Origin of the sequence: Candidatus Methanoperedens sp. (genome assembly GCA_012026795.1) — an archaeon.
Classification (GTDB): Archaea; Halobacteriota; Methanosarcinia; order Methanosarcinales; family Methanoperedenaceae; genus Methanoperedens.
In genome coordinates, this window is sequence record VEPM01000008.1 from 17,712 (window position 1) to 42,433 (window position 24,722).

Genomic DNA, 24,722 nt, shown 5'->3' on the forward strand with positions numbered 1-24,722 from the left:
TTGATCATCAGAAAAACTTATAACTTCGATTTTCCATTAAGATAAGGTGATATTTTCTGCCCAAGAAAGCTTTAATTAGCGTTTCTGATAAAAATGGTATAATTGATTTTGCCTCCGGGCTCGCCAGGTTCGGATTTGAGATTATTTCGACAGGCGGGACTTACTCGGTATTAAAGAAAGCCGGAATAAATGTAAGAGATGTTTCCGAAATTACGGGATTCCCTGAGATGATGGATGGCAGGGTAAAAACACTTCACCCGAAAATCCATGGTGCTATTCTTGCATTACAGGATAAACCATCACACATAAAGGATGCCAGGGAACATGGTATTGAATTTATTGATATCGTGGCTGTTAACCTTTACCCGTTTGAAAAAACAGTTGAAGGTAAAGCAAACCTTGAAGATGCTATTGAGAACATAGATATCGGAGGACCGGCTCTTGTAAGGGCTGCAGCAAAAAATTATACTCATGTAGCTGTAATAACCGACTCGTCTGATTATCCTTTGATCCTGGAAGAACTTAAAAAAGGTACTATAAGCCCTGAAACCAGGAAAAAGCTTGCAGTCAAGGCTTTTAGAAGAATTGCAGATTATGATTGCGCGATTGATACGTACTTAAGCCGCGCCCTCCTGAATGAAGATATCCTTCGCATGAAATTCGTTGAGGGAACAACGCTAAGGTATGGTGAGAACTGGCATCAGAGTGCAAAATTTTATAAAGAGCCAGGTGTTACCGAACCCACGGTTGCAAATGCAAAACAACTGCACGGAAAAGCGCTTTCCTACAACAATTATGTAGATGCGGAAAGCGCCCTGAATGTAGTTCTTGGATGCAAGAAGAAAATAGCAGTCTCTGTAGTAAAACATAGCAACCCATGCGGGCTTGCAACAGGCAATACACTGAAAGAAGCGCTGTCAAGGGCGTGGGACGGGGACCCTGTTTCATCGTTTGGCAGTATAATCTGCATGACCCGCAAACCCGATCTTCCTGCGCTTGAATTTTTAAAAGGCAGGTTCGTGGAACTTATTATCGCTCCGGGGTATGATGAAGAAGGGCTTTCTTACCTCAAAAACAAGAGTAAAGACCTTCGTATCCTTGAATTGCCAATGGATGATGGAAAACCACTTGAGAATACATACCGTTATATCGTGGGAGGAATGCTTGTCCAGTCAAGGAACAGGGGATTATATGAAAAATGGGATGTTGTGACACAACATCAATTCCCCGAAGAGAAAAAGGGACTCTCTGAATTTGCATTGAATGCCTGCAAATATACAAAATCAAACGCCGTGGTTATTGCCAGGGAGTATGAAAAAGGATGTTACCAGATACTTGCGATCGGGGCCGGACAGCCAAACAGGGTAGATTCGATAAAGAAACTGGCTGCCACAAAAGCAAGAGAGAACCTCAGGATCCTTTATGAAAGGGAAAAACCCGATGTAAGCGAGGATGAATTCGTTAAAAACATAATGAGTGAGTGCGTCATGGCATCAGATGCATTCTTCCCGTTCGATGACAGCATCATTCATTCAGCCGAGAATCACATCAGGTACATTGTGTCTCCGGGAGGCTCGATAAGGGATAATGAAGTTATTGCAGCGGCCAACAGGCTGGGCGTGTCGCTTGTGTTTACGGGCATGAGGCATTTTTACCATTAGTCTCAATGTTTGCAGGTTCAGGGATGACTGGTGGGCTTAACCGATGACCAATGGAGGGTACTTACATAGTTTTCTTTCATGATACTATATTTATACCTCAATAAAATAAATAAGAAACCGTGCTATTCGAACACCTGATCTACTCTACAGCCATCGCAATCATTGCCGGGATGCTCTATAGTATAGTTCTTAAATTCTTGTAATATATAAAGCAATCAAAGAGGTCGAGTCAAATGAATAACAAAACAATGTTTTATGTCGGAATAGATGTTTCAAAAGACAAATCCGATATCTGCGTAAAAGACGAGAATGGGAACGATTTGATCCATAAGTTTAAAATCGCAAATAAGAAAGCAGATTTGGAAATGTTGTATGAAATAATTGAAAGAATAAAATCAAAAGCACCAGGAAATAGCGATGTTGTATTTGGAATGGAAGCAACAGGGGTATACTCTTTGCCTCTGTATTCAGCCTTGAAAAGAGACGGATATAAAGTCAGGCTTTACAATCCCATCCAGACAAACGGATATCGGAAAATAAATATCCGAAAGACAAAAACAGATCCCATAGATTCTGCAATCATAGCAGATATGCTTCGTCATTCTGAGCCACCACAGGTTAGTGAAATCCAGGATATGCACCTGTTTCAATTGAGAGAATAAATGTTATCTTTTACGACCTCAGCTAATTTCATTCTGAGCCATTCAGATCTGGGAACATGGAGCATGTGTGAAAGCGCATCTATCTCTTGAAGGAGATGTTCATCAAGCCGTATGTTTATCTGGGTAGTCATAGTATATCAATTACTTTCATGGTGGTAGCGAATGCTATATGATTTTCTATGGTACAGGGATGGTACAAGGATAATCGAGGCTATAACCCCAATCCGAAGGTAATATGTACAATAATTTACCTCATGTAACCAATGAAACTGACTCTTCCTGATTCCCAGGCATTCCTGATGATGAGTGAAAGCGAACACAATGCTGATATGTATTATGCAAGCTCTTTCCTGGCTTATGATTCATTCATTTATCTGAATTCTGGGGACGATTTAATCCTTGTATCGGATATGGAACTGGGAAGGGCAAAGAAAGAATCTAAAGTCAAAGAGGTGATCCCGACATCCAGATATAACATCATGGATAAGATCAGGAATAACAGGGATGTGAATGCCGCATATTGTGAAATGATACAGGAACTCCTTCATTCCAGGAATTTAGATCGTATTGCAGTGCCGTATAATTTTCCGGTTCAGCTTGCTGATTGTCTCAGGAAGGCAAATTTTGAGATAATCCCTATAAAAAGCCCATTGCGTGAAATGCGCGAAATAAAAAATGAAAAAGAAATAAGTGCGATCGAGTATGCCCAGAAAGCAGGCGAAAAAGCGCTTTCTGAGGGCATCAATGCGATAAGAAATGCTTCGGTCAGGGACGGCGTTCTTATGCGTGAGAATTTGCCTTTAAGAACAGAAGACGTGCGGGCGATAATCGATAAATCACTGCTAACTTTTAATTGTGAAGCGCCCGATATCATTATTGCATGCGGGAAAGGCAGCAGCGACCCGCACTGGAAAGGAGAAGGAGAACTGCTTGCTGATGAGCCAGTAGTTATTGACATGGTGCCGCGATCCAGGAAAGAAAGGTATTATTCTGATATGACAAGAACTGTCGTGCATGGAACCCCCACCGATGAGCTTAAAAGTATGTATTCGGCTGTTCTTGATTCACAGGAAGCTGCATTAAATAAAATAAAAGCAGGTGTAACAGGCGCCGAAGTTCATAACATCGTATGCGACGTACTGGAAGAAAGAGGATACGAGACCGCAAGAGGAAAAAGCACTGAGTTCACGGAAGGTTTTATTCATTCGACGGGGCATGGCGTAGGTCTTGATATCCATGAGGGACCAAGCCTGGGAGAAAATGGCAAAGAGTTAAAAGCAGGATGTGTTGTTACAGTGGAACCCGGTCTTTATTATAAGAAGATCGGCGGTGTGCGCCTTGAGGATGTTGTGGTTGTTACCCACAGCGGATGCAAGAATTTAACTAGGTTTGAAAAGAATCTGGTGCTATAATGACAGAAACTGATGAAATAATCGAGAAATACCGAAGAGCAGGAAGGATCCTGTCCGAAGTCCGCAAACTTACGGCAGAAAAAGTAACGCAAGGTGCAAGCCTTCTTATGGTCGCTGAATTTGCTGAGAACCTTATACGTGAAAAGGGCGGGGAGCCTGCGTTCCCTGTAAACATTTCGCGAAATGACGAGGCTGCTCATTCCACTCCATGCCTGAATGATAAATCCGTATTTGGAAAAGATATTGTAAAACTGGATATCGGGGTCCATATCGATGGATATATTGCAGATACTGCAACAACTGTTGATCTTTCCGGTAACCCGGAGCTTGTCAGGGCTGCTGAATCAGCACTTGCTGAGGCAATAGGGATCGTCAAAGCAGGAGTAAATACTTCGGATATCGGGGGAGTTATCGAAGATACCATAACTTCCTTTGGCTATAAACCCATAATCAACCTGACAGGGCATGGGCTTGCACAGTACATCCAGCACGCTCCGCCTGCGATCCCGAATAAGAGAATGCCTGGAGGTGTAATTCTCCAGGAGGGAGATATCGTTGCAATCGAACCTTTCGCTACAAACGGGGCGGGAAAAATCCATGATGCCGGAAGTGCCGAGATTTTCCATATTGTTTCCGAAAAACCCATCAGGCACCCGTCAGCGAGGAAATTATTGCAGGAGATAGAAAAATATAAGACGCTCCCATTTGCAAAAAGATGGCTTGGCGAGCGAGTGGATTTTGCAATGCTCGCTCTTTCCAGGGCAAATATTATCCGGCCTTATCCGATACTTAAGGAAATCCAGGGCGGCCTTATTTCCCAGGCCGAACATACGATCATAGTAACAGCGGATGGATGTGAGGTAATCACCAGATGAAAACATTGCGGTTATTTTTATCCATCTTTCTTCTTTTTGCCTTAATAGATATGGCTGCGGCTGAAATCCAATGGATAAATAATATAACCGTACGCGAATATAATATTACATGGGGTTACACTGAGATTTACACTGGCATGGATTCCATAGGATATAAGATCAGTATAGATACAGGGATCGGGAATAATGATAGTTTTGTTAATGCATGGGAAGTCCTGAAAGCTGATAAGGAAGAGCGTAAAAGATTTAAAACCGCTATAGAAAATGAACTTGATATCAGGATAAATAATGAGACTTATGGCATAGAAATGACAGAGGTTGATTCTTCACTATCACAGGCAATTATCGGAAATACCAATATTCCGGATGCGATTGAGAACAGGTATAATGTAAATTACAGGTTAAAGCAAAGCATTTATAACGCAAACAGTATCTGGTTCCTTGGTGAACCAGAATCCCCTGTAACAATAATTTTGCCTCAGGGCATCGATGTTAAGGGTATTTCAGGCATGGATAACGAAACAGAGACTATCGATTCGCATATAGAGGTTACAGGTTTTTTTTCTAACTTATCTGATAAGAGGGGAGAGATTACCATCAATATCACAAAGAATGAATCATACAATGTAACTGCTCCTGAGACCAATATAACAGAAATGAACAATACCACAGAATCGAATAATATAACAGAAATCCCTTCTGCCGGAACAAATGAAAATGTTACAAAAGATGAAAATATTACAAAACCCGCATCTGAAATTTCTAACAAAATAAGAAACTGGGGTATTTTCGGGATCGGGATTATTTTTATTATGATAATATATTTTTTTAAAGTAAGAAAGAACTTGTAGATTTTTTAATTATGTCTTCCTGTTTCTTTCGCTCAATTATATCATAAAAAACCAGGACTACGCCAATAATATCGTTTTTCTCATCCGTTATTGGAGTACCGATCAAATCAATAGGTACTTCCAGATTATTCTTTGTAACCAGTATGGTCTGATCTGAAAGCCCATAAAAACTGCCTTCACGTATCACTTTAGCCACAGGATCTTCCACAATTTTGTTCTTTCCAGAACCTGCAACATTGAAGACAGATGAAAGATATTTGCCTGAAGCTTCTTCCTGTTTCCACCCTGTTAAGGCTTCAGCATAGGGATTCATGATTTTTATTACCCCCTTTAAATCTGTGGCAATAACCCCATCAGCTATGCTTCTAATTGCAGCACTGAGCCATCGTTCACTCTCTTTAAGTCTCTTCTCGCTCTCTTTTAGTTTTTTCTCCATTTTATGCTTGTAGAGGGCCATCTCTATTGTGATCAATAATTCTCTTTCTTTGAAAGGTTTCAGGAGATACCCGAATGGTTCTGTTATTTTAGCTCGTTCCAGGGTTTTTTGATCGGCATAAGCTGTCAAATATATAACTGGAATATCTGAAAAAGAATGTATTTTTTCTACAGTTTCAATTCCATCAATTTCTCCATGAATAATAATATCCATAAGAATCAGATCAGGATTATTCTCTTTTACCTTCTTGATAGCATCTTCTCCTGAAGACACCACAGCAGGAGCAGAATATCCCATCTTCTTCAATTTTTTTTGTATATCCTCTGCAATAATAATTTCATCTTCAACAACCAATATCTGTGACGTCATGATTTCACACTTTTGAATTCAATTATAAATTCTGTTCCTTTATTGCTATTCATATCTATTTTGCCATGAAGTTGATTTTCTGTTAGTATGGTAACAAGATGTAAGCCCAGAGATCTGGTTTTCCTGAAATCCAGGTCTTTCGGAAAACCAATGCCGTTATCACCGACCACAAGTTGAAGTATTTCCCCCTTTGATCTGAATATTATAGTAATCTCACCTTTAATATCCTTGGGAAATGCATATTTTAATGAATTTGTGATTAACTCATTTATAATTAATCCGGTCGGGATTGCGTGATCGATATCAAGATATATATTATTGACATTAATATTTAATTTTATGTTTTCCGGATGAATATTATAGGACTGAAATAGACTGGCTCCCAGATCATTGATGTATTCTCCGAAATCAATATTCCTCAAATCTCTTGAATGATAGAGTTTTTCATGCACAAGAGACATGGATATTATCCTGTTCTGGCTATCTATAAATATTTCAGTGATATTTTTATCTGTGATATTATCCATCTGATGTGACAGAAGGCTGGAAATGATTTGCATGTTATTTTTAACACGATGATGGATTTCCCGCAGCAATACTTCTTTTTCCTTGAGAGATGACTTGATTTGTTCATCTGCAAACTTTCGTTCGGTTATGTCGCGTTGAATAGCCAGAAAACCGACGATATTGCCTTCATTGTTCAGGATCGGATTGGCAGAGCCATCAACGTTAATGAAGCGACCATTTTTAGTCTTATTGATCAATTCCCCGCTCATAACTTTTTTTGATAGAAGTGTCTCCCAGAATAATTTATAAGCTTCAGGTGGAATCAATCCTGATTTCAAAATATTAGGCTTTTTTCCTAGCGATTCTTCCCTGCTGTACCCGTAAGTTTTTTCGAAGGCAGGATTAACATACGTTATCTGTCCATCAATATTGGTCATGAAGATAGCCTCATTGGATCGCTCAATTCCGAGTTTAAACTTTAATAACTCCTTTTCTGCTTCCTTGCGCTCGGAGATATCCTGTACTACTCCAAACATCGAAATAGGTCTCCCATTCATATCCCTGATAACTTCCCCTATAGTGTGAGTGTATCTTATAGAACCATCCGGACGTATTAGGGAATATTCTCCTTCAAACGGAGCATTATTATTGAGTGCATCATTAATGGCTTTATTAAACCACTCCCTGGTTCCATCGCTCAGAGTATTGACAACGATTTCGTAGGTGGGGATAACTTTTTGGGGATCAAGCCCATAGAGCTTGAAAACCTCATCCGACCATATAAGTTTGTTTGTTGCGATATCCCATTCCCAATATCCGAAGTGTCCGATCTTTTCTGCTTTGGAAAAGCTCTCTTCACTTTTTCTCAATGTATTTTCTATATGTTTTCGCTCACTTATATCCTGTGCTACACATATTATATCCCGGGTATTCCCATATTTACTTTCTATGATAGAAGCTGAAAAAATAATAGGTATTTTTTGCAGTCCTTTTGAGATAAAAGTTGACTCTGTATTGTGGACAAGGTTATTTTTAGAATTATAATTTTTATCTACTGATGAAGTATCCAGTAATGTTTCCCCATCTACAAGCACTTTGTTTATTGGCTGGCCGATGAGCTCTGTTTCCTTATAATCAAGAAGTGAACAGGCAGCGTGGTTTATTGTCTGAATAATACCATCTTTTGATACAATGATGAGGCTATTGTCCATTGAAGTTATAACGTTGTCTATGTATTTTTTGGATGAAATCAGTTCATCATTTGAATTCTGCAAATCCTGTGCCATCCTATTGAATTCATTCGATAGTTCACCGATTTCATCATTTGAACTAATATCGATTTTTGTATCAAGATTACCTTTTCTGATATTGATAGCCGCATTTTTAAGTTTATAAATGGGGTTTGAGATACTTCTATCTATTACCACCCCGATGACCATTGAACTGATAAGGGCAATTCCACTGAGTATGAAAATAAGATTATATAATGAAGCTGCTTCCTGTTGTGCATTCTTGTTGAGTTCCTCCTCCAGTCCCAGTTCTATATTTACCAGATCAAGACCATTTTGACGAATGGCAGAGGAAACACTATCCAGATTTCGTATTAACGTTTCATGATTTCTAATATCAAATGATCCGTTTTCCATTTCAGAATCATGAGTTTTAATCAAAGATTCTATAATTGATTGCATCTCATTTGTTTTGGCCTTTGTATCGTTTAATATCTTAATAGCCTCAGGATTTTGTATTTTGCCTTCCATTATTGCTATTTGTTCCCTTAGAGAAGCGACCCTTTCTATTGCTTTCTTCTTGTCGGTTCCGTTATTTAATGTCAAATACAGCATTGTGTGACCCTGTGCTCTTTTTGAATAACTGCTCACTTCGTTTGAGGCCTGCAGTATACTCCCGAAATGTACTTCTCCTTTTTCGAAAGAAGTTACAACATGGTTGTTAGCATAAAGACCGATATATCCAACCAGACCTACCAGCAATGAGACTATAAAGAACCCTGAAATCAATTTCGATTTTATTCTCATCCTGGCACCAGTTTATTCTTGAAATATAACAATTATTTATAACACTAATCTAATTTAAGATTTTGATTTAGTAGTACATAAATGGATTTGTGAAAAAAGTGTGATTATCATTTAAAATCAAGATATGTACACATTTATTTAAAATCAAGACCTGTACAAATAAAATCTTGCTTTTTGATAATTCACGAGAGAATATTCTTTAAAATATTTTATCAGGTCTGCTTTTTCATTCCCGAACGGCCGTATGATAAGATCAGCTTCAACTTCCCTTGCAATTGCAGCGATCGCATCCTGCAGATCAATGGGAGGTCTGATAGCATAAATAAGGGATGCATTCCTGTATATTCCCATATCAGGTTTGAAGATATCATCCCTGCAAAATCTTACTCCTGCATATTTCTGTTCATTGATATCCGTAACTACTACATCCAATTTATCCTTGAGAAGAAGAGCAACCTGGGGAAGGCTTCCAATGCCTACTTCTACCACTTTATTCCTGTAATTATTAATAATATATTCTGCAATATCTTTATAATCAGGGATCATTGGTATGATTAACAATCTATTGATTTAAGAACCTATCTTATATAACGATCAAATATTCCAATCAAACTCCTTGATCTAACAAACTCTTTGACCAAACAAACTATTAATATATATCCAAACAATAGCTATAGATAGTATTCTTGTGAATGGGAAATCCATGAAATTTAAGATCAAGAGATTCGATGGGGAGAACTCTAAATATGAGATATTTGAAGTAAAACCAAATACTCAGATGTCCGTGCTGGAGGCGCTTTTCCAGATACAGGATGAGACTGACAGCACCCTGGCATTCAGGTATTCATGCCGCGGAGCAGTATGCGGTTCATGTGCTATGCTGATAAACAAAAAGCAACGGCTTGCATGCCGTACCCAGGTATCTGAAATTGCTGATGAGAAAGTGCTAACGATCTCACCATACGGCCCTCTTGCAAAACCGGAATTTAAGTCAGGGGATGAGATCCTGATAGAACCCTTACCGAACCTTCCTGTTATCAAAGATCTGGTAGTTGATATGAAGCCTTTTTTCAAACATTATGAATCAGTTGAACCCTGGTTCGGTGCTGAGAATACAACCCGGCAAGAGAACCTGATGTCGCAGAAGGACACAAAAAAAGTTGATAGATACGCCTCCTGTATCCTTTGTGGTCTTTGTTACGGCGCATGTCCTGTTTCTACCAGAGATAGAGACTACCTGGGGCCTGCCGCACTTGCAAAAGCATGGCGGTTCTATATAGACCCACGATTTCCGGATCGCCAAAAAATGCTACCAGGAGTAAACTTTACAAACGGCGTCTGGGAATGTGAACGCGTTTACAGGTGTGTGGAAGTCTGTCCTAAACAGGTGCCCCCCACAATTGCTATTACAGGATTTATAAGAAAAATAATCATGTGGAGAATTAAGAATATATTGAGGTAAATATGGATAAAGAAAGAGCTTATGGCACAGGTATGTGGGCATGGCTGCTCCAGCGCGTTACGGGATTATTGCTTGTAATTTACCTGTTCATCCATATCTGGTGGGTTCATTTTTCCGGCGTGAAAACGCCCTTTGATTTCTTGATAAACACGCTTTTTTTACCAGGCCGGACAGCTTTATTGATCCTTTTAGTACTTGTGATCCCTCATGCGCTTAATGGTTTTCGGGTATTTGCAATCGATTTTGGAATATCGGAGAAAGCACAGAAAATATTGTTCTGGGTTCTTACTGTTTTTGGGATTTTCTTAATAATATGGGCATATTTAAGCAGGTTCTCACAATAAGAAGATTTCAACCAAACTATATATAATAGACATATACATAATATTGATTGTGGAGGTTAATTTATGCAACAAGAAGAAGCAAAAGAAATAAAAGATATACAAAATATGCTCAGTGAAATGACCGCTAAATTTGAAGACAGATATAATGAACTATCTGAATCAATAAAGAAAACGGTCATGGAGAAAAAAGAATCTGCTGAAGCGAAGGTGAATAAAAACCCTCTTGCTTATGTGGTAGGAGCATTCGTGGGCGGGGTATTTGTGGGTTGCCTGCTCGGAAGGGGAAAAAGTTAGTGCGGCAAAGTATAACAGATTTTCTTTCCGGTCTAAGAAAAAAGTTATTTATTTCCGGGGTTGCGATTTCACTCGTAGCCACAGGTTTTTTCCTGACACTCTGGGGAATTGCATCAGCAATTGATGCGATATTCACTATGCAAGGTATTGGATTTATATTGATAGGTTTAATCGGGGTGTTGGCAGGAGCGCTAATATATAAAAAATAGAATGTAAAAAAATACCGTGCTGTTTTTGAATCGCAGGGTTTTTTATTAACCCATATTTGTACTGCTGCCGATAAAACTATATTGTGTTCAGACCATTTGCTGCAAAAGGTGATGGTAATATAGCGCATCAGAAAAGGGAAAATATGATTAAAACAGTTTGTGTCTTCAGTTCATCAAGTTCAGCAGTAAATTCTGTATACCGCGATACAGCCATAGACCTGGGAAAAAGGCTCGGTCAGGAAGGTTTTGATTTAACTTTCGGTGGAGCCGATGTAGGGTTAATGGGAATTATCGCAAGATGTGCGCAAAACCACGGAGCAAAAGTTACTGGCGTAATCCCCAGGTCACTGGTAGAGAAGGGCATTGCGTATCAAACTGCCGATGAGCTAATAACATCAAATAATTTGCGTGACAGGAAGGAGATCATTGAATCAAAGTCTGATGCGTTTATCGCATTGCCTGGTGGTTTTGGGACGATGGAAGAAATTATGGAGATACTTACTCTAAAGCAGCTCCAGCTTCATAATAAACCGATTGTTTTCATAAATACGAACGGCTACTATGATAATCTGATAGCTCAGTTTGAAATTGGTTACCAGGAGAATTTTGCGAAAAAGGATTTTAAAGAACTATACTATGTTTCAAAATCCGCCCAGGATGCGATAGATTATATAAAACGATATGCTCCGAAGCAATTGCCAGGCAAGTGGTTTTGAAAGTTATAACCAGCCCTTATGAATCCTATTTCTTACCCACTCCTACAACCCAATGTTTTACCGGATAGACTTTCACATTACCAAGACCAGCATCAGCAAAAAGAGTTCCTAATTCATCAACGCTTAGCGGTCCATGAGCCTCCCTATTATGGGCTGCGCCTGTCCGCTTGCCGATCCTCGTATTCCTGAAGTCTGTGACAATTAACCAACCACCTGGTTTCAGAACCCTGATCATTTCTTTTAAACACGACCCCGGCTCAGAAAGCTCATGGAAGACACCGTTAGATACGACTAAATCTACAAAACCATCGCTGAGTTTAATAGAAGACGCTTCTCCTTTGAGTATTTGAATCCTGTCACCGAGCCACTTTTTGTCTGCAACACTTACAAGTCGATGCAACATTTCTTCCGATAAATCAAGGCAAATTACCTTACCGCTTGTCAGCCTCCCTGCAATCGCAAGGCTAAAATATCCTGACCCTGCCCCAACATCTAATACAACTTCATCACCCATGATTATACGAGAAACTTCGTTTAAGAAGGCAGATTTAAGATCGCCTAAAAACATGATTTCAGACAGCCTTCTTAAAGGGCTGTTGAGGTACCAGGCTCCGATTCTTCCCCTCACGCCTATCCATTCGCTGCTGGTTTGCACATTGATTTCAGGAGGTCCTGTATTTATTTGCTGATGCATTTTACTTATTCTCCTTTGTATTCTTTTTATTATTAGTATTAAAAGTAAACTATTTAGATTAGTAAGGGTATTGCAGTATAGTAATAGAACTTATGGTAAGCAAGTATAAGATTCCAAAGAACGAGAAAATCGAAAAAGCAGTTCACTGCCTCAGTGAAAAAGGTTCCATAGAAATTTTGCACTGCCTGGAAGAGGGCGGAACCCTTCGATTCAATGAGATTAAACAGAGACTTGCTGGCATCAGCCCCAGAACACTGGCTAAGAGATTAAAGCAGCTTGAGGGTATTAAACTTATTAATCGCAGGGCATATGCAGAAATTCCTCCCAGGGTGGAATACTCCTTGACAGAGCGAGGAGGAAAATTGGCGTCTATTCTAAATGAGATCTGGAAAATGCTCGAAGAATGGTATCTTTAATGCAAGAATCCAAGCATGAAGAGATATTATTTTTTGAATTTTCATAGATTTTCTATTTTTCCATTCAGGATAGTCTGCCCATTTTCGAGGTTTAATCTCCTGAAAAGTTCAATGATCTCCTTTGAAGACCTGGTATCCATATTGCCCGTGGGCTCGTCAGCCAGGAGAATACCGGGATTGTTAGCAAGCGCCTGGGCAATAGTGACACGCTGTTGCTGGCCGCCTGAAAGTTCAGATGGAAGGTGATTGATCCTGTTACCAAGACCTACAATCTCAAGTTGTTCCCTTGCACGCTGTTTATAACCTGTCTGCTTATTCAGCATCATCGGGAACATTACATTCTCAAGGGCTGTAAGCTCGTTAAAAAGGTTGAAAAACTGGAATATAAAGCCTAAATGCTTCAACCTGTACTCTGCCCTTTTATCCCTGCTCATATTTGTAACATCTTTTCCATCAAGAAATATCTCTCCGGATGTAGGAACATCCAGCCCAGGGCAATACCTGGCTGCGGTCTCATTTCTTGATAAAGACATGGCAAATAATCTTAAAAAAGAATTCCATGCCTTATGGAAAAAGGCAAAGCCACTGGATCAGAGCAGGTTTATAACGGCGTTCAAAGAATCGGCAGGGAAAAGGTAGTGAAAGATGATTTTACCATCCCGTCTGCACTCCTGATTCAATTTCCTGAAATAAACAGGTTAAAAAACTAGGAAATGAAGCATATATATTTTAACCTGTATTCTGCCCTCATTAAAAGAATTGTGGTTTTCAATGGAGCTACCTGTTGATGAGCTGTTTCCTTCCACGTTCTAAGGCCTTCGATGTTCTGGAGTTGCTCCCGACTATGATATTGACCTTGTGGGGGTATGCAGCGATTTGGGGACAGGTAAATGCTGAATTCGGGAGACCATGTACCATACATGAACGACCATTGTATGTTCTACCGAAAAGGCACCGATACAGAGAAATCTTTTTTCCATGTTATTCAGGCATAACTTTATCAGAAAGCTCTTCAAGGATTTCATCCATAGTCATTTCTTTCGATTTGTGCACGCCACTTTTATCATGTACATGATATGGAAAAGTAGATAATTCCCTGTGATGAGGTGCATTATCCCATCTGATTATGAATTCATCTCCTTTTTGCAGGTGATAGGAATATTTTTCACGCAAGAAAATTTTCAAGCATGAACTATTTTTTCGATCTCCATTAAACGTTCCATCAGCTTATTATATGTGTCTTTATAAGCAAACCATTTTATGTATCCCCTGTCATCGCCCATTTTTCCTTCATTAAATTTTTCATAAAAAGTATCGGAACTCATCTTATAGTAGCTTTCAAATTCAGAGAGTTTACTTTCAATCTTTTTTATTTCATGTTTCACCATTGAAAGCTCTACTTTGAATATTTTATTTATAGTTGAATCTATGTACTTTTTCTCAAATTCGAGACCATGAGACAACTGGTAATCCAAAACTTTAACAATCTCGGCACTCATAAATTAATTATTAATAGGCTTTCATATTTATAAAGTTTCCTTAATTAAATTTAACATGCGTACTAAAAATGATTAATGTAGAATTATAAGGCCTTCGGTGTTCCGGAGTTGCCCCCGCTGTGATATTGACCTTGTGGGACATGCAGCGGTCGGGGGCCGGGTTGATGTGGAATTCAGGAGACCAGGCACCATAGCGTAAACAAAGATATACATATTATTAAACCAATATCCACATGGATGATTTAAATGACTGACTTAATTCAATGTCTGCCTGAAAGATTATCAAAAAGAATGAAATTTTTCATCTCTATAGGTGAGTATTCGGATGAGATTGAATTCATGACCGATGCAGTCCGCAGGCTTATTGAAACAAAAGAAAAAGCTACTGACCAGTGGACAATAAATTTTGAAGAATTGATTACGGATACCCAAAAGACAGATAAATCTGACCAGGAAATTCTCTTGCAGGCAGAAAAAGTCAGAAAAGATATCTGGAGAAAAAAATATGCAGGTAGTGCTGGACAGTAATGAGTTCCTGTTCGCGTTTCTTGCAAAAAAGAAAGAATGCATCCTTGTTTTACGTGCCTGTAAAAATATGCATGCTGTAATACCTTCTATTGTTCTTGAAGAGGTTTCTGAAAATATTAAGATGGAATCCGGTAAAGACCAGGCCGGAAAGGTCAGGAAATTCATTTCGGAATCGGGATGGTTCGAAGTAGTTGAAGATGCTGAAATACCGAATGTATTGCTTGAAAAATACATAACAAAAGGTCTCAAAAAAGAAGATTCAGTGATCGGCGCGTTCACAGAATGGATTGGCGCAAAATACCTGATCTCGGAGAACCGACACTTTTTAAAATTGAATGCAAAGGAATTCAAGGTACTCAGCGCAAAGCAGTTTTTATCCAGGTTTAGATTGACTGAATAAAATTTTTCGATTATTTGGATTATTCCGGCCTGCTTCCGTGATGCGCTGTTCTATGCAATCAATATCGCAAAAATGCAAAGCTGCAAAGCACTATTTTATAATAAAACAACGATTAATTTCCGGCGCGTCAACTTCCCCATGCAACCATCTTTTTGCTGAAAAGCGGGATAGGAAATAGTTTTCAATTCGATAGTATCATTTTCGCATGGAAAGGCCTTCGGTGTTCCGGAGTTGTCCCCGCTGTGATATTGACCATGTGGGATATGCAGCGATCGGGGGCCAGGTTGATGCGGAATTCAGGAGACCAGGCACCAAAAGCTAAACGACCATTGTAAGTTCCTGTTTTACCGAAAGGGCACCGATGCTGAGAATATAGATAAACAGGATATTTAGTTGAATAACAGCTTGAATAAATAAATCAAGTTACTTATTAAGCCCATGCAAATAATGGGGATTTAGTTATCGATTCCCTGCTCTGGAACTGCATGTATGAATATAAACTGCAATCGTACAGTATCGCATCTCTTTGTTTCTCTTTTTCAAAATCCCCACATTTCTTTTTTCGGAGCCACAGATGGTGAAGGCGGGATATAAGACAAAAAAATATTTATCTATACAAACTTCTAAATTTATATTGTAAGATATTCTATTTCATTTTCTTCAAACCAACTTTGTGATATAACATATTCTTTTACCTTACTGGGCGCATTTGTATATGCAACAATAGCCAAGCTTTTTTCTGCTCTACTACATGTCACATAAAAAAGCCTTCTTGTTCTATCAATGCTGGTTTCTTTTCCTTCTTGTTCATTTTTTAAATCTGTTGAAGATTGTGATTTTGCACCAAATAATTTTTCATAACTAAATAAAAAACCTTTAGATTCTTCATCGTCAAGAATTACCATTACACGGGGAAACTCAAGACCTTTTACACCTTGGTGTGTGCCAAACCTTGATCTATCTGAAATATATTCATCATATGCTTCAATTTGACTAAATGGACTCGAAAGTGCATTATCCCAAGCATCAATTAAATTATCTCTGTCTTCTTCACTACCAACTTGTTCTGAATCATCTTCAACAATTTTTTGTTCATCTTTTGTTCTGTTTGCTATCGGAAGCAGACTTTCAGGTATGTTGAATAAACCAGATGATGCAATAGTATAAAGAATATCAACTAACCGTGGATTCTCATCATTCTTCCAAAGGGAAAATAATAAATTTACATTATTACTTGCTTGTTTTATTTGGTTAAGTTGATCTTCTTTCTCTTTTAAACTATTTTTACTAACTAAAGGTGAAAATTGTCTAACAATTCGAGCAAGGGTAAAATCATCTCCACTTTTTTTGGCTTTAATCAAAGGAAGGACCAGTTTAGTAAAAAAACGAAGTCCAGGAAGAGAGCCATCCAATAAACCGGTTCTTAGTTGATCTACCTTGTAAAGGGGCCCAAATAATTCTATAAATCCCATTCTGCGGGCTGCCATGTGATGTTCTAAGGTAAGAATTTTAACTTCAGGATTAGTCCCTGACCACAACTCATCACCAGTGATACATGACATTATTTCAGAAATCTTATTCTCCACTTTAATCTTATCAGTAACATCAGAGGAAACAATAAATAATCTGACATGCCCATCTTCCTTTTCTGGTCTTGGCTCTTGTTGATGATCATCAACATAATTGCGTATTTTGTTTATTAATTTGATTATTCGTTTTGAGCTTCGATGATTCATTATCTTTGCTGGTTTTATCCAATCGTCAGGTAAATTTTGCCCAAGATCTACTTTACCGTCGTTATAAATACGTTGCATTGTATCGCCAAATAAGCCCAATGAAAAATGTTTTCGGTTATTTAATTGTACTTTAAAAAAAGCCTCAATAAGTTCCTTTTTAGTATCTTGGCTTTCATCTATCAATAAAATTGGATATTTTTTTGTTAGAATGTTCTGCATTAAAGATTTATTTATCAAAAAATTTGCACCGATATTAATTACCTCACTATGATTAAGGGAATCTCGACTTCTGTTATCCCCATTTGGATTATAAGTAAAGAGTTTTATATTATTGAGGCCTTCTAATCTCTTTGTCATCGTTTCTATTTTGTATTCTCTATCTATTGCTGTTTTAGTACCTGGTCTCCCTTTTGCTCTTTCTTTTTCTAATTCTGCAATTTCGTTCTCTAAATTTATCTTAATCCACTTTTTTATATCTAATTGATAACTTTTTACTAATTCCCAGACAAAACTATGTATTGTTGATATAGAAAAAAGAGGATCATACTCTAAACGATGTTTAATTTCATCACATGCTGCATTAGTATATGTAATAACAGCAATCTGTTGACCGTTCAGTCTTAAGCGTTGTCTATTATTTTCTCGTATTTTAGATAAAACATTCACTAATGATCTCGTTTTTCCTGAACCGGCACCTGCAAAAAGAAAAAAACTCAATGGATTATCTAAGTCTAGACAACTATAAATCTTTTCATCAATATCGTTATCATTAATACTAAGAGCCATCGATTTTTTTCCTCACTTCAGTTTATTATCTACTTCTAAAAAGTCTTTTTGTTCTAATTTTAATTTCTCCGTTAACCAAGATAAGCCTTCATTTATATAAGTCGGAGGATTCAGTTTCTCCGATTTTTCCAAAAAAAGTAAATCCAGAGCAAACTCTGCTTTTTTCACATTATTACCCTTTATTACATCAAACATAGCAGCACCCAATCCCTCTGCATTTTTATTTTGTTCTATGGCATTTTTAAACTTTTTAATGAGTCCATTCCCGGTTAAATCCCTAAACATTTGAATATTTTCAAATACTAAAGAATCTTCAAATGTGTAAGAAATAGCCTCTTCTTCATTATCATATATTTTAATCTTTTTAGGGATTTGATATGCGACTCGAGTTATAGAAGAATTGCTTATTTTTTTATCATCTTTTACTTCTATTAATTCGTCTATATTGTCTAATTTAGGAATCCATTTTTTAAGTGTAGTATTTCCAGTTACGTATTCTTTACCTCTTGCTGGATGAACAGAAGAATTATTCTTTTTAGGATCAACAGAATCTATATCTGTAATAATTAAAGAAATGAGCCCCAAATCTTCAATCAAAGGTTTCAGAAGGTGAGCATGGCTACCTCCAATTTCTAACAAAGAAATATAACTACTTGTAAGTCCTTGAAAATAATTTCGAATAAAATGAGGAACAAGCATCCGTTCTGCTGATCCTTCTACGAGGATGGCAGCATCAGCAAAGAAGAGATCACAATGAGTTGTCTTTAGATACCGAATTGCAAATCTTATTGCATCATCATTTTCTTTTCCGAAAGTTTTTGAAAGATTAACAACTGTTGCTATGGGAACCTCGCCACATTTTTCTGCAGGTTTTCTACGAAAGTAACGCAGACTGGTAAAATCTATCTCATGAGCTATATGACTTGAATGTGTGCTGACAACTAGCTGAGTAGAGAATTGTTTTCCTTCTTTTAAATATTCATGATTACGAAGTACACTAAAAGCTTTATTAATAAAAACTTGTTGAACCTGTGCATGTAAATGAGCTTCAGGTTCTTCAACCAAAACTAAGTGTAATGGTTCAATAGTATGTATTCCATCGGATTTAGAATTTGTCTTTCCTATTTTACCTACCCGCATCCATTCATCACGAAACCGAATTAAATTAAAGACTATAGAGATAAGATTTTGATAACCTAATCCATTGTATTTTTCTGGAAGACGAAAGGGAAATGGTGATCCAGATTCTTCATTTTTTATAACATCAAATTGAACTGCTGATGCGTGATTTAAACTATCAATGGGTTCTAATTTACTAGATAAAGTAATTCGTGGATTGTTAAATCCGGGATACCCTAGTTTTTCAAGCTCGCTCAGTGGAAAACGAAAACTTTCTCTTAATTTATTATCGAAAGTGGACTGCGCTTCCTCAATCGCCTGTAATGCCTCAACATCTTCAGGGTCGGGTAAATCAGAAGGATTGAGGTGATTCGAAAAATATTCTCTGAATTGAGCTGTAAGATTCCCCGAAAACTTTTGTGTTCCTCTATTTTCTGGTGTATTTGAATCAGAGAATCCGCGCTGAGCTTTTATTAGATCTATCTTGATCAAACCTTTAAAAGGATCTTCATTGAGACTTTGGTTATCAATTGGTATATTTTGAGGGGTAGCGATTCCTTCGTTAGGTTCTTTACATTCTTTAGGGTTGAGAATATACGCACGAATAGTGAAGCGAGAAAGTAATTGTTTGTCTAAATAATCCCTCATTGAATGGGGCCAAAGCTTCAGTTTGATTTTATCCCCTTTACTTTCTTTTGCTTTTTCAGTTGTTTTTTTGGCAGCATTATATGAATTCTTAAAATCGTTATATAATTCTTCTACAGTTTTAGGTTCGAATCTTAAACGAACTCCTAGTAAACCGCCTTCCCAATCCAATGTAGGTATCAAGTTACTTACATAATGTACTTCTTTTTCTTCAACCTGTATCCAAACATCTAAGAATGGCAAATATTGTTCCCATTTTTTTATTGAAATATCTGGCAAATCACCTTTTTTTTCTTCAGTCCAGGATTTGCCTATTTCATTTATTCCAATCCAATTTGAAATAGTAAAATCTGTTGGAGATAGCTTCTTTTCCTTCAGGAAGATAATCAATGCGTCCATAGCTGATGTCTTACCGCTATTATTTGCTCCAACAAAAACGGTTTCTTTTTCAGAAAAATCAATTCGACAAGACTTAAGTTTTCTAAAATTCTGTATTTCTACAAACTTAATTCTCATGCTTCACCACCTTTTTATCCTCATTCAAAAACTCTTCTTCTCTTGCTTCTGACACAGGCGCCGGGCGATCTTGGGGCGCGAGTTATGCCATATTCTTCCAAATCTCCTAAGTCAGGAAGCACATTTTAATCAATATATTTCTCAAAATATTCCAAATTATCTTATCTATAACCTCCAAAAATCCCCTATAGCTTGTTCTCATCCGCAAACCTGACCAGCGCCTCGCCCAGCACCCGCACATACTTCGGATTGATATTGAACCTTCCTCTCTTCTGGCCGCTTCTTTCCTTGGCAATCTCACAATATTCCTTTTCTTCCTCGAATTTATCGCTTTTTTGCATCGAGATAGTCATGAACCAGCCTGAATTCATCTTTATTTCGGTATAGCCTTTATCTTCTTCAGTCATAAAATTTCAACACTTCCTAATATCGCATCAACTAAAACCTTATCGCCATTTTTTATTAAACTAACAGGATTTTCTTCCAGATTATCAACAAGCGGGATATCCGAGATTATTGCACCCACTGCCACGATCGGCTCAGTCCTTATATTTATCATAGCCGTTGGCGCAGCGCCATTCTTTTTGAGCTGGTAAATCGAATAAGAGCCAACAGTTGAGCCTTTCCCGCCAGGGAATACAAGCACTTTATCCTTGATGCTCGAACCAAAAAGCTCATGCCCCTTCTCCACAACAATACCTGTTTTTACATCAACGCTTCCCAGGAAAGAAATGGGTTGCGTGCTCACAAGTGCATCGCCCTCTGCTTTCCCCCGCGAGACAATATGCGCTTTGAGTTTTGTGGTCATTGTCATTATATTATTATCAAACTTCCAGCATCCTTATGATCTTTTCATGAAGTTCGCTGTTTTTTGTTCCTGCAATCGATAAACCCGTTACCTGGACATTATTTGTCAGATTGTTACCTTTAAGGTCTGTAAGAGTTCCACCGGATTCCTTCAATACCAGAGCAGATGCCATGATGTCATAACCGCTTACAAGTCCCCGCGTGTCGATAAGCCCGTCAAGTGTCCCGTCTGCAACAAAACACATATCAAGCGCAATACTTCCAAGCGCCCTGACAATTATGGATTTTTCAAACTCGATCAGACCCTCAGGTACATGAGGGACGCCATAAGAATAAACCGATACGACTGGTTTTAGCCTCGTTCCCCGCTTTTTCCCTCTCATCTGTTTTTCATTTAAAAATGCGCCTTTTCCTCTTTCTGCACAATATGTATTCCCCTGGATATCGCATATCACTGCCATGCTGATATCATCAAAAGTGGCGATTTCGGTTTTATCGGTATAAGCAAGGGACGTGCAGAAAAATGGTATTCCGCATGTTGCATTCGTTGAACCGTCAATAGGATCGACAACAAGCATGAAATCAGGATGCTTTCCAACAATGCGGTCGCCAAGCTCCTCGGAAATTATCCTTGCAGAAAGTCCTCTTGCCAGAAGAGCGGCATCAAGCGCATTTTCAGCAGCCATGTCCATCTTGCGCGTGATATCCTTTGGGCGCTGCACAAGCATTTCGCCATAATCCTCGTTTTCTTCGATAAATGAGCTAATAACATCACGCATCTCAACGCCGATCTCAACTAAAGTCTCAACTTCCATTTAACATGTCCCCGAAATAGTTAATAATAGCATCAGCTGCGATATTTGCACTGGTATCCGGCCTTGTTTTATCGCTATCGATTATGATAATCGGATCAATGGGTTCCTCATAAGCAACGTTTACACCGGGAACATTGGCACCAACCTTTGCTGATTTTTCATAAATCCCTCTTGGTGAAAAAATAGCTTTCCTGTGGGCTTCACGTTCCATGCATACTTCAAGAGGGCAGCGGATATATATTTCACCGAATTGCGGGATCAGGTTTCGTGCCGCATCACGATATTTCCTTTTGTTCGCTGTCGCATCGATAAAAACATTCATATCGCACTCTGTCACGAGTTTTGCCATATAGGCAAGGGACGCATATACGATATCCCGCTCCTCATCCGTATATTTCGGGTCCGGGGTAAGAACTTTTCTAATCTCATCTAACTGGAGAATCTTTACATCAATGCCTTCGTTTATAAGAATAGCAGCGGTCCTGGAGGCGATCACTGTTTTACCGCTTCCCGGAAGACCCGTAAACCATACTGCAAAAGCCATTTTAATCCCTATAAATAAGAATTCACATTCTTATAATCAAACTCTTCGCTATCAAGGATATTATTTATAAAATTAAATATCTTTGTCCTCACAGCCGGATCAAGATTGGGATACCATACAGGGCTTGCAACCACAACCGACCTGAAAACATAAAACGGCTGGATGACTTTCAATAACTCCATATCGCCTGTTTTTTCAAGGTAATTATCAAAGAACATCTCAAACATTTCCTTAAATGGCCCTTTAAGTTCCCCGTATTTCTGGAGAGAATAGAACAGGTAGTTCATTGTTATTGAGGAAACATCATCTGCCGCCTCGCCCCATTCACCCCGGCTCCTGTCAAGCACCGTGAAATCCGTACCTTGGCGAAACATTATGTTCCAGGGATGGAAATCGCCATGCGTCATGCACAAACGCTGTGTATTACCTTTAATTTTATAGCGCCAGTCCACGCATTTCCTCTCAATAGCACAGAGGTCATCCTGGCTCACAAAATCAAGATTATCAGGATAGCTGTCCAGCAATCCCATAATGCATTCGCCATGCCCCACAAGATCCCTGATTTTCCGGAGATACAATTCACGGTCGTCATGTTTATTTGCATGTATCCTGGCAAGATAAGATGACAGCGCAAGTGTCCTGTCCCTGTCAAGAGATGTGAGTTTTCCGTCCTTTTTTATTCTTTCAAGATCAATAAAATACTCTTTCCCTTCTATCTTTTCCATTAAAATAAAATACTCTTCGGCTTTGCCGGATGAATAAAGCTCCCCGTCATGCGTGAAGTAGCCCACATCAAGCGATTTTACGTGACCTGGCAGGTTGTTGAATACCGAGTTCTGCCATATGAGGATCTGTGCCCTGTCGGAAAAATGGTCATGGCCAAAACCTTTCTGGACGCGCATGGAAGAAAGAACTACCGAATGCTCTTTCCCGCCTGCTTCAAATTCGATCAGGTACGGCTTGCCATACCCGAAACCTTTTATTCCTTCCTCGACCTCAACCGGAATGCCGCCAAGCTCACCGATCTTTGTGACCTTTGAGCTTCCGTATAGCCCTTCCAGGTAATTCTCAACCGCTTTGACCTGCAACTGCATCATGTTCCCATAGTCCATGAATGGAGATATTTATCCTGCTCTTCTGTCAGTGTTTCTATTTCAATACCCATTGAATCAAGCTTTAATTTTGCAACCATGCTGTCAACTTCAGGAGGAACCTTATAAACCTGGTTCTCAAGTGTATCTCCTTTCTCCGAAATCAATTTTACAGCAAGAGCCTGGTTCGCAAAGCTCATATCCATGACTTCAGGAGGATGCCCGAACGCGCTTGCAAGGTTCACAAGCCTTCCTTCTGCAAGGATATAGATCCTTCGTCCGTCTTTCATTGCATATTCCTGGACATCATTCTTTATCTGGCTGACGTTCTTTGCCAGTCTGGCAAGGTCAGGGATATCTATTTCAACATTGAAATGGCCTGAATTGCATACGACTGCCTGGTCTTTCATGACCTGGAAATGCTCTTTTCGAAGCACCGAGATATCTCCTGTGACAGTAATGAACAGATCCCCGATTTTTGCCGCTTCCTTCATCGGCATGACCCTGTAGCCATCCATAACAGCTTCGAGGGCTTTTCTTGGCTCGACTTCCACGACAACCACATTGCCGCCAAGCCCGCGCGCCCGTGAGGCAACACCGCGCCCGCACCAGCCATATCCTGCGACAACGATGGTTTTTCCTGCGAACAGGATGTTCGTGGCATTCATTATCCCGTGTAATGTGCTCTGTCCTGTTCCATAGCGGTTGTCAAACATCATCTTTGTCTCTGCATCATTTACAGCTATGACAGGATATTTAAGAGCGCCATCAGCCGCCATTGCACGAAGCCTGATAACACCTGTTGTGGTCTCTTCGCATCCGCCTTTTATGTTCTTGATAAGATCCTGGTGTTTGGAATGCACAAGCGCAATAGTATCTGCGCCATCATCAAGCGTCACATGCGGCTTGATCTTGAGCGCTTCTTCAAGGCATTCGTAATATTGCTTTTCGTTCATGCCTTTTATAGCAAAGGTTTTAATTCCTTCCGAGGCAAGCGCAGCCGCCACATCATCCTGTGTGCTGAGAGGATTTGAGGCAGTAAGAGCTATATTTGCGCCTCCTGCTTTCAGGGTGTAAATAAGATTGGCAGTTTCAACAGTCACATGGAGACATGCCACCACATTAATTCCTTCAAGAGGCTTTTCTTTCTCGAATTGCTCTTTTATTTTCTGGAGGACGGGCATGTGTCTTCGTGCCCATTCTATTCTCTGTTTACCTTCATCTGCAAGGTTTATGTCTTTTAAAATATAATCTTTCATCGTAATCCCTTTATTTAATTCTTAAAACGGATG

Annotated in this window: 28 protein-coding genes; 13 read left to right on the forward strand and 15 right to left on the reverse strand. The window is 38.9% G+C overall.

The annotated features are described in order from the left end of the window. The first annotated feature begins 56 nt into the window (after window positions 1–56). The 5 genes from purH to FIB07_03670 all read left to right on the forward strand — a co-directional run bounded on the left by purH (window position 57) and on the right by FIB07_03670 (window position 5,461). Window positions 57–1,661, forward strand: a complete 1,605-nt coding sequence (gene purH / locus FIB07_03650) for a bifunctional phosphoribosylaminoimidazolecarboxamide formyltransferase/IMP cyclohydrolase (protein ID NJD51941.1) — start codon at window positions 57–59, stop codon at window positions 1,659–1,661. 233 nt (window positions 1,662–1,894) lie between these two features. Beyond that, the gene (locus tag FIB07_03655; GenBank protein NJD51942.1) at window positions 1,895–2,323 is read left to right on the forward strand and encodes an IS110 family transposase; all 429 of its coding nucleotides are present in this window, start codon (window positions 1,895–1,897) and stop codon (window positions 2,321–2,323) included. A gap of 263 nt (window positions 2,324–2,586) precedes the next feature. Beyond that, window positions 2,587–3,735 (forward strand): aminopeptidase P family protein, encoded by a 1,149-nt coding sequence (locus FIB07_03660; protein NJD51943.1) that lies wholly within the window; start codon window positions 2,587–2,589, stop codon window positions 3,733–3,735. Then, window positions 3,735–4,610, forward strand: a complete 876-nt coding sequence (locus FIB07_03665; protein ID NJD51944.1) for a type II methionyl aminopeptidase — start codon at window positions 3,735–3,737, stop codon at window positions 4,608–4,610. The genes FIB07_03660 and FIB07_03665 overlap by 1 nt, the downstream gene beginning before the upstream one ends. Beyond that, window positions 4,607–5,461 (forward strand): hypothetical protein, encoded by an 855-nt coding sequence (locus FIB07_03670; GenBank protein ID NJD51945.1) that lies wholly within the window; start codon window positions 4,607–4,609, stop codon window positions 5,459–5,461. The genes FIB07_03665 and FIB07_03670 overlap by 4 nt, the downstream gene beginning before the upstream one ends. On the opposite strand, the gene FIB07_03675 is transcribed toward FIB07_03670, so the two are convergent. The 3 genes from FIB07_03675 to FIB07_03685 all read right to left on the reverse strand — a co-directional run bounded on the left by FIB07_03675 (window position 5,439) and on the right by FIB07_03685 (window position 9,355). Beyond that, the gene (locus FIB07_03675) at window positions 5,439–6,269 is read right to left on the reverse strand and encodes a response regulator (protein NJD51946.1); all 831 of its coding nucleotides are present in this window, start codon (window positions 6,267–6,269) and stop codon (window positions 5,439–5,441) included. The genes FIB07_03670 and FIB07_03675 overlap by 23 nt on opposite strands. Then, entirely contained in the window at window positions 6,263–8,809 is a 2,547-nt protein-coding gene (locus tag FIB07_03680; GenBank protein NJD51947.1) for a PAS domain S-box protein, read from the reverse strand. Before FIB07_03680 ends, FIB07_03675 begins: the two co-directional genes overlap by 7 nt. 144 nt (window positions 8,810–8,953) lie before the next feature. Further along, a complete protein-coding gene (locus FIB07_03685) occupies window positions 8,954–9,355 on the reverse strand; it encodes a hypothetical protein (protein NJD51948.1) in 402 nt (133 codons plus the stop codon). A gap of 157 nt (window positions 9,356–9,512) precedes the next feature. Between FIB07_03685 and FIB07_03690 the strand changes: the two genes are divergently transcribed. The 5 genes from FIB07_03690 to FIB07_03710 all read left to right on the forward strand — a co-directional run bounded on the left by FIB07_03690 (window position 9,513) and on the right by FIB07_03710 (window position 11,834). After that, window positions 9,513–10,271: a succinate dehydrogenase/fumarate reductase iron-sulfur subunit gene (locus FIB07_03690; GenBank protein ID NJD51949.1), complete on the forward strand. Its 759-nt coding sequence runs from the start codon at window positions 9,513–9,515 to the stop codon at window positions 10,269–10,271. Window positions 10,272–10,273: 2 nt separating this feature from the next. Beyond that, window positions 10,274–10,615 carry a succinate dehydrogenase, cytochrome b556 subunit gene (locus FIB07_03695; protein NJD51950.1) on the forward strand — a complete coding sequence of 114 codons (342 nt, stop codon included), beginning with the start codon at window positions 10,274–10,276 and terminating at the stop codon, window positions 10,613–10,615. A gap of 63 nt (window positions 10,616–10,678) precedes the next feature. Next, window positions 10,679–10,909 carry a hypothetical protein gene (locus FIB07_03700; GenBank protein NJD51951.1) on the forward strand — a complete coding sequence of 77 codons (231 nt, stop codon included), beginning with the start codon at window positions 10,679–10,681 and terminating at the stop codon, window positions 10,907–10,909. Continuing rightward, on the forward strand, window positions 10,909–11,118 hold the full coding sequence (locus tag FIB07_03705) for a hypothetical protein (GenBank protein NJD51952.1): 210 nt from the start codon (window positions 10,909–10,911) through the stop codon (window positions 11,116–11,118). The genes FIB07_03700 and FIB07_03705 overlap by 1 nt, the downstream gene beginning before the upstream one ends. A gap of 83 nt (window positions 11,119–11,201) precedes the next feature. Next, a complete protein-coding gene (locus FIB07_03710) occupies window positions 11,202–11,834 on the forward strand; it encodes a TIGR00730 family Rossman fold protein (protein ID NJD51953.1) in 633 nt (210 codons plus the stop codon). 25 nt (window positions 11,835–11,859) lie between these two features. Here the strand turns inward: FIB07_03710 and FIB07_03715 are convergent, their stop codons facing one another. Further along, the gene (locus FIB07_03715; GenBank protein ID NJD51954.1) at window positions 11,860–12,528 is read right to left on the reverse strand and encodes a class I SAM-dependent methyltransferase; all 669 of its coding nucleotides are present in this window, start codon (window positions 12,526–12,528) and stop codon (window positions 11,860–11,862) included. Between the two features lie 92 nt (window positions 12,529–12,620). Between FIB07_03715 and FIB07_03720 the strand changes: the two genes are divergently transcribed. Then, entirely contained in the window at window positions 12,621–12,944 is a 324-nt protein-coding gene (locus FIB07_03720) for a helix-turn-helix transcriptional regulator (GenBank protein ID NJD51955.1), read from the forward strand. 41 nt (window positions 12,945–12,985) lie between these two features. Here FIB07_03720 and FIB07_03725 read toward each other — a convergent pair whose 3' ends face one another. The 3 genes from FIB07_03725 to FIB07_03735 form a co-directional block, all read right to left on the reverse strand. Beyond that, window positions 12,986–13,477, reverse strand: coding sequence for an ATP-binding cassette domain-containing protein (locus FIB07_03725; protein ID NJD51956.1), 492 nt, complete (start codon window positions 13,475–13,477; stop codon window positions 12,986–12,988). A 448-nt stretch (window positions 13,478–13,925) separates the two neighbouring features. Then, complete coding sequence (locus tag FIB07_03730; GenBank protein NJD51957.1) at window positions 13,926–14,129, reverse strand: hypothetical protein; 204 nt, start codon at window positions 14,127–14,129, stop codon at window positions 13,926–13,928. Continuing rightward, window positions 14,126–14,443: a hypothetical protein gene (locus FIB07_03735; GenBank protein NJD51958.1), complete on the reverse strand. Its 318-nt coding sequence runs from the start codon at window positions 14,441–14,443 to the stop codon at window positions 14,126–14,128. Before FIB07_03735 ends, FIB07_03730 begins: the two co-directional genes overlap by 4 nt. A gap of 246 nt (window positions 14,444–14,689) precedes the next feature. Between FIB07_03735 and FIB07_03740 the strand changes: the two genes are divergently transcribed. Further along, a complete protein-coding gene (locus FIB07_03740) occupies window positions 14,690–14,971 on the forward strand; it encodes a hypothetical protein (protein NJD51959.1) in 282 nt (93 codons plus the stop codon). Then, window positions 14,949–15,371, forward strand: a complete 423-nt coding sequence (locus FIB07_03745; GenBank protein NJD51960.1) for a type II toxin-antitoxin system VapC family toxin — start codon at window positions 14,949–14,951, stop codon at window positions 15,369–15,371. Before FIB07_03740 ends, FIB07_03745 begins: the two co-directional genes overlap by 23 nt. 629 nt (window positions 15,372–16,000) lie before the next feature. Here FIB07_03745 and FIB07_03750 read toward each other — a convergent pair. From FIB07_03750 to FIB07_03785, 8 genes are all read right to left on the reverse strand, one after another. Then, the gene (locus FIB07_03750) at window positions 16,001–17,893 is read right to left on the reverse strand and encodes an ATP-dependent helicase (protein NJD51961.1); all 1,893 of its coding nucleotides are present in this window, start codon (window positions 17,891–17,893) and stop codon (window positions 16,001–16,003) included. Window positions 17,894–17,905: 12 nt separating this feature from the next. Beyond that, complete coding sequence (locus tag FIB07_03755; GenBank protein NJD51962.1) at window positions 17,906–20,173, reverse strand: ATP-dependent endonuclease; 2,268 nt, start codon at window positions 20,171–20,173, stop codon at window positions 17,906–17,908. A gap of 185 nt (window positions 20,174–20,358) precedes the next feature. Then, window positions 20,359–20,580: a hypothetical protein gene (locus FIB07_03760; protein NJD51963.1), complete on the reverse strand. Its 222-nt coding sequence runs from the start codon at window positions 20,578–20,580 to the stop codon at window positions 20,359–20,361. Further along, window positions 20,577–20,981 carry a DUF126 domain-containing protein gene (locus tag FIB07_03765; GenBank protein NJD51964.1) on the reverse strand — a complete coding sequence of 135 codons (405 nt, stop codon included), beginning with the start codon at window positions 20,979–20,981 and terminating at the stop codon, window positions 20,577–20,579. Before FIB07_03765 ends, FIB07_03760 begins: the two co-directional genes overlap by 4 nt. A gap of 16 nt (window positions 20,982–20,997) precedes the next feature. Next, window positions 20,998–21,795, reverse strand: a complete 798-nt coding sequence (locus FIB07_03770) for an inositol-1-monophosphatase (GenBank protein ID NJD51965.1) — start codon at window positions 21,793–21,795, stop codon at window positions 20,998–21,000. Beyond that, the gene (locus FIB07_03775; protein ID NJD51966.1) at window positions 21,785–22,339 is read right to left on the reverse strand and encodes an adenylyl-sulfate kinase; all 555 of its coding nucleotides are present in this window, start codon (window positions 22,337–22,339) and stop codon (window positions 21,785–21,787) included. Before FIB07_03775 ends, FIB07_03770 begins: the two co-directional genes overlap by 11 nt. Window positions 22,340–22,347: 8 nt before the next feature. Beyond that, window positions 22,348–23,433: an aminoglycoside phosphotransferase family protein gene (locus FIB07_03780; GenBank protein ID NJD51967.1), complete on the reverse strand. Its 1,086-nt coding sequence runs from the start codon at window positions 23,431–23,433 to the stop codon at window positions 22,348–22,350. After that, window positions 23,433–24,689, reverse strand: a complete 1,257-nt coding sequence (locus FIB07_03785) for an adenosylhomocysteinase (protein ID NJD51968.1) — start codon at window positions 24,687–24,689, stop codon at window positions 23,433–23,435. The genes FIB07_03780 and FIB07_03785 overlap by 1 nt, the downstream gene beginning before the upstream one ends. Window positions 24,690–24,722 lie beyond the last annotated feature (33 nt).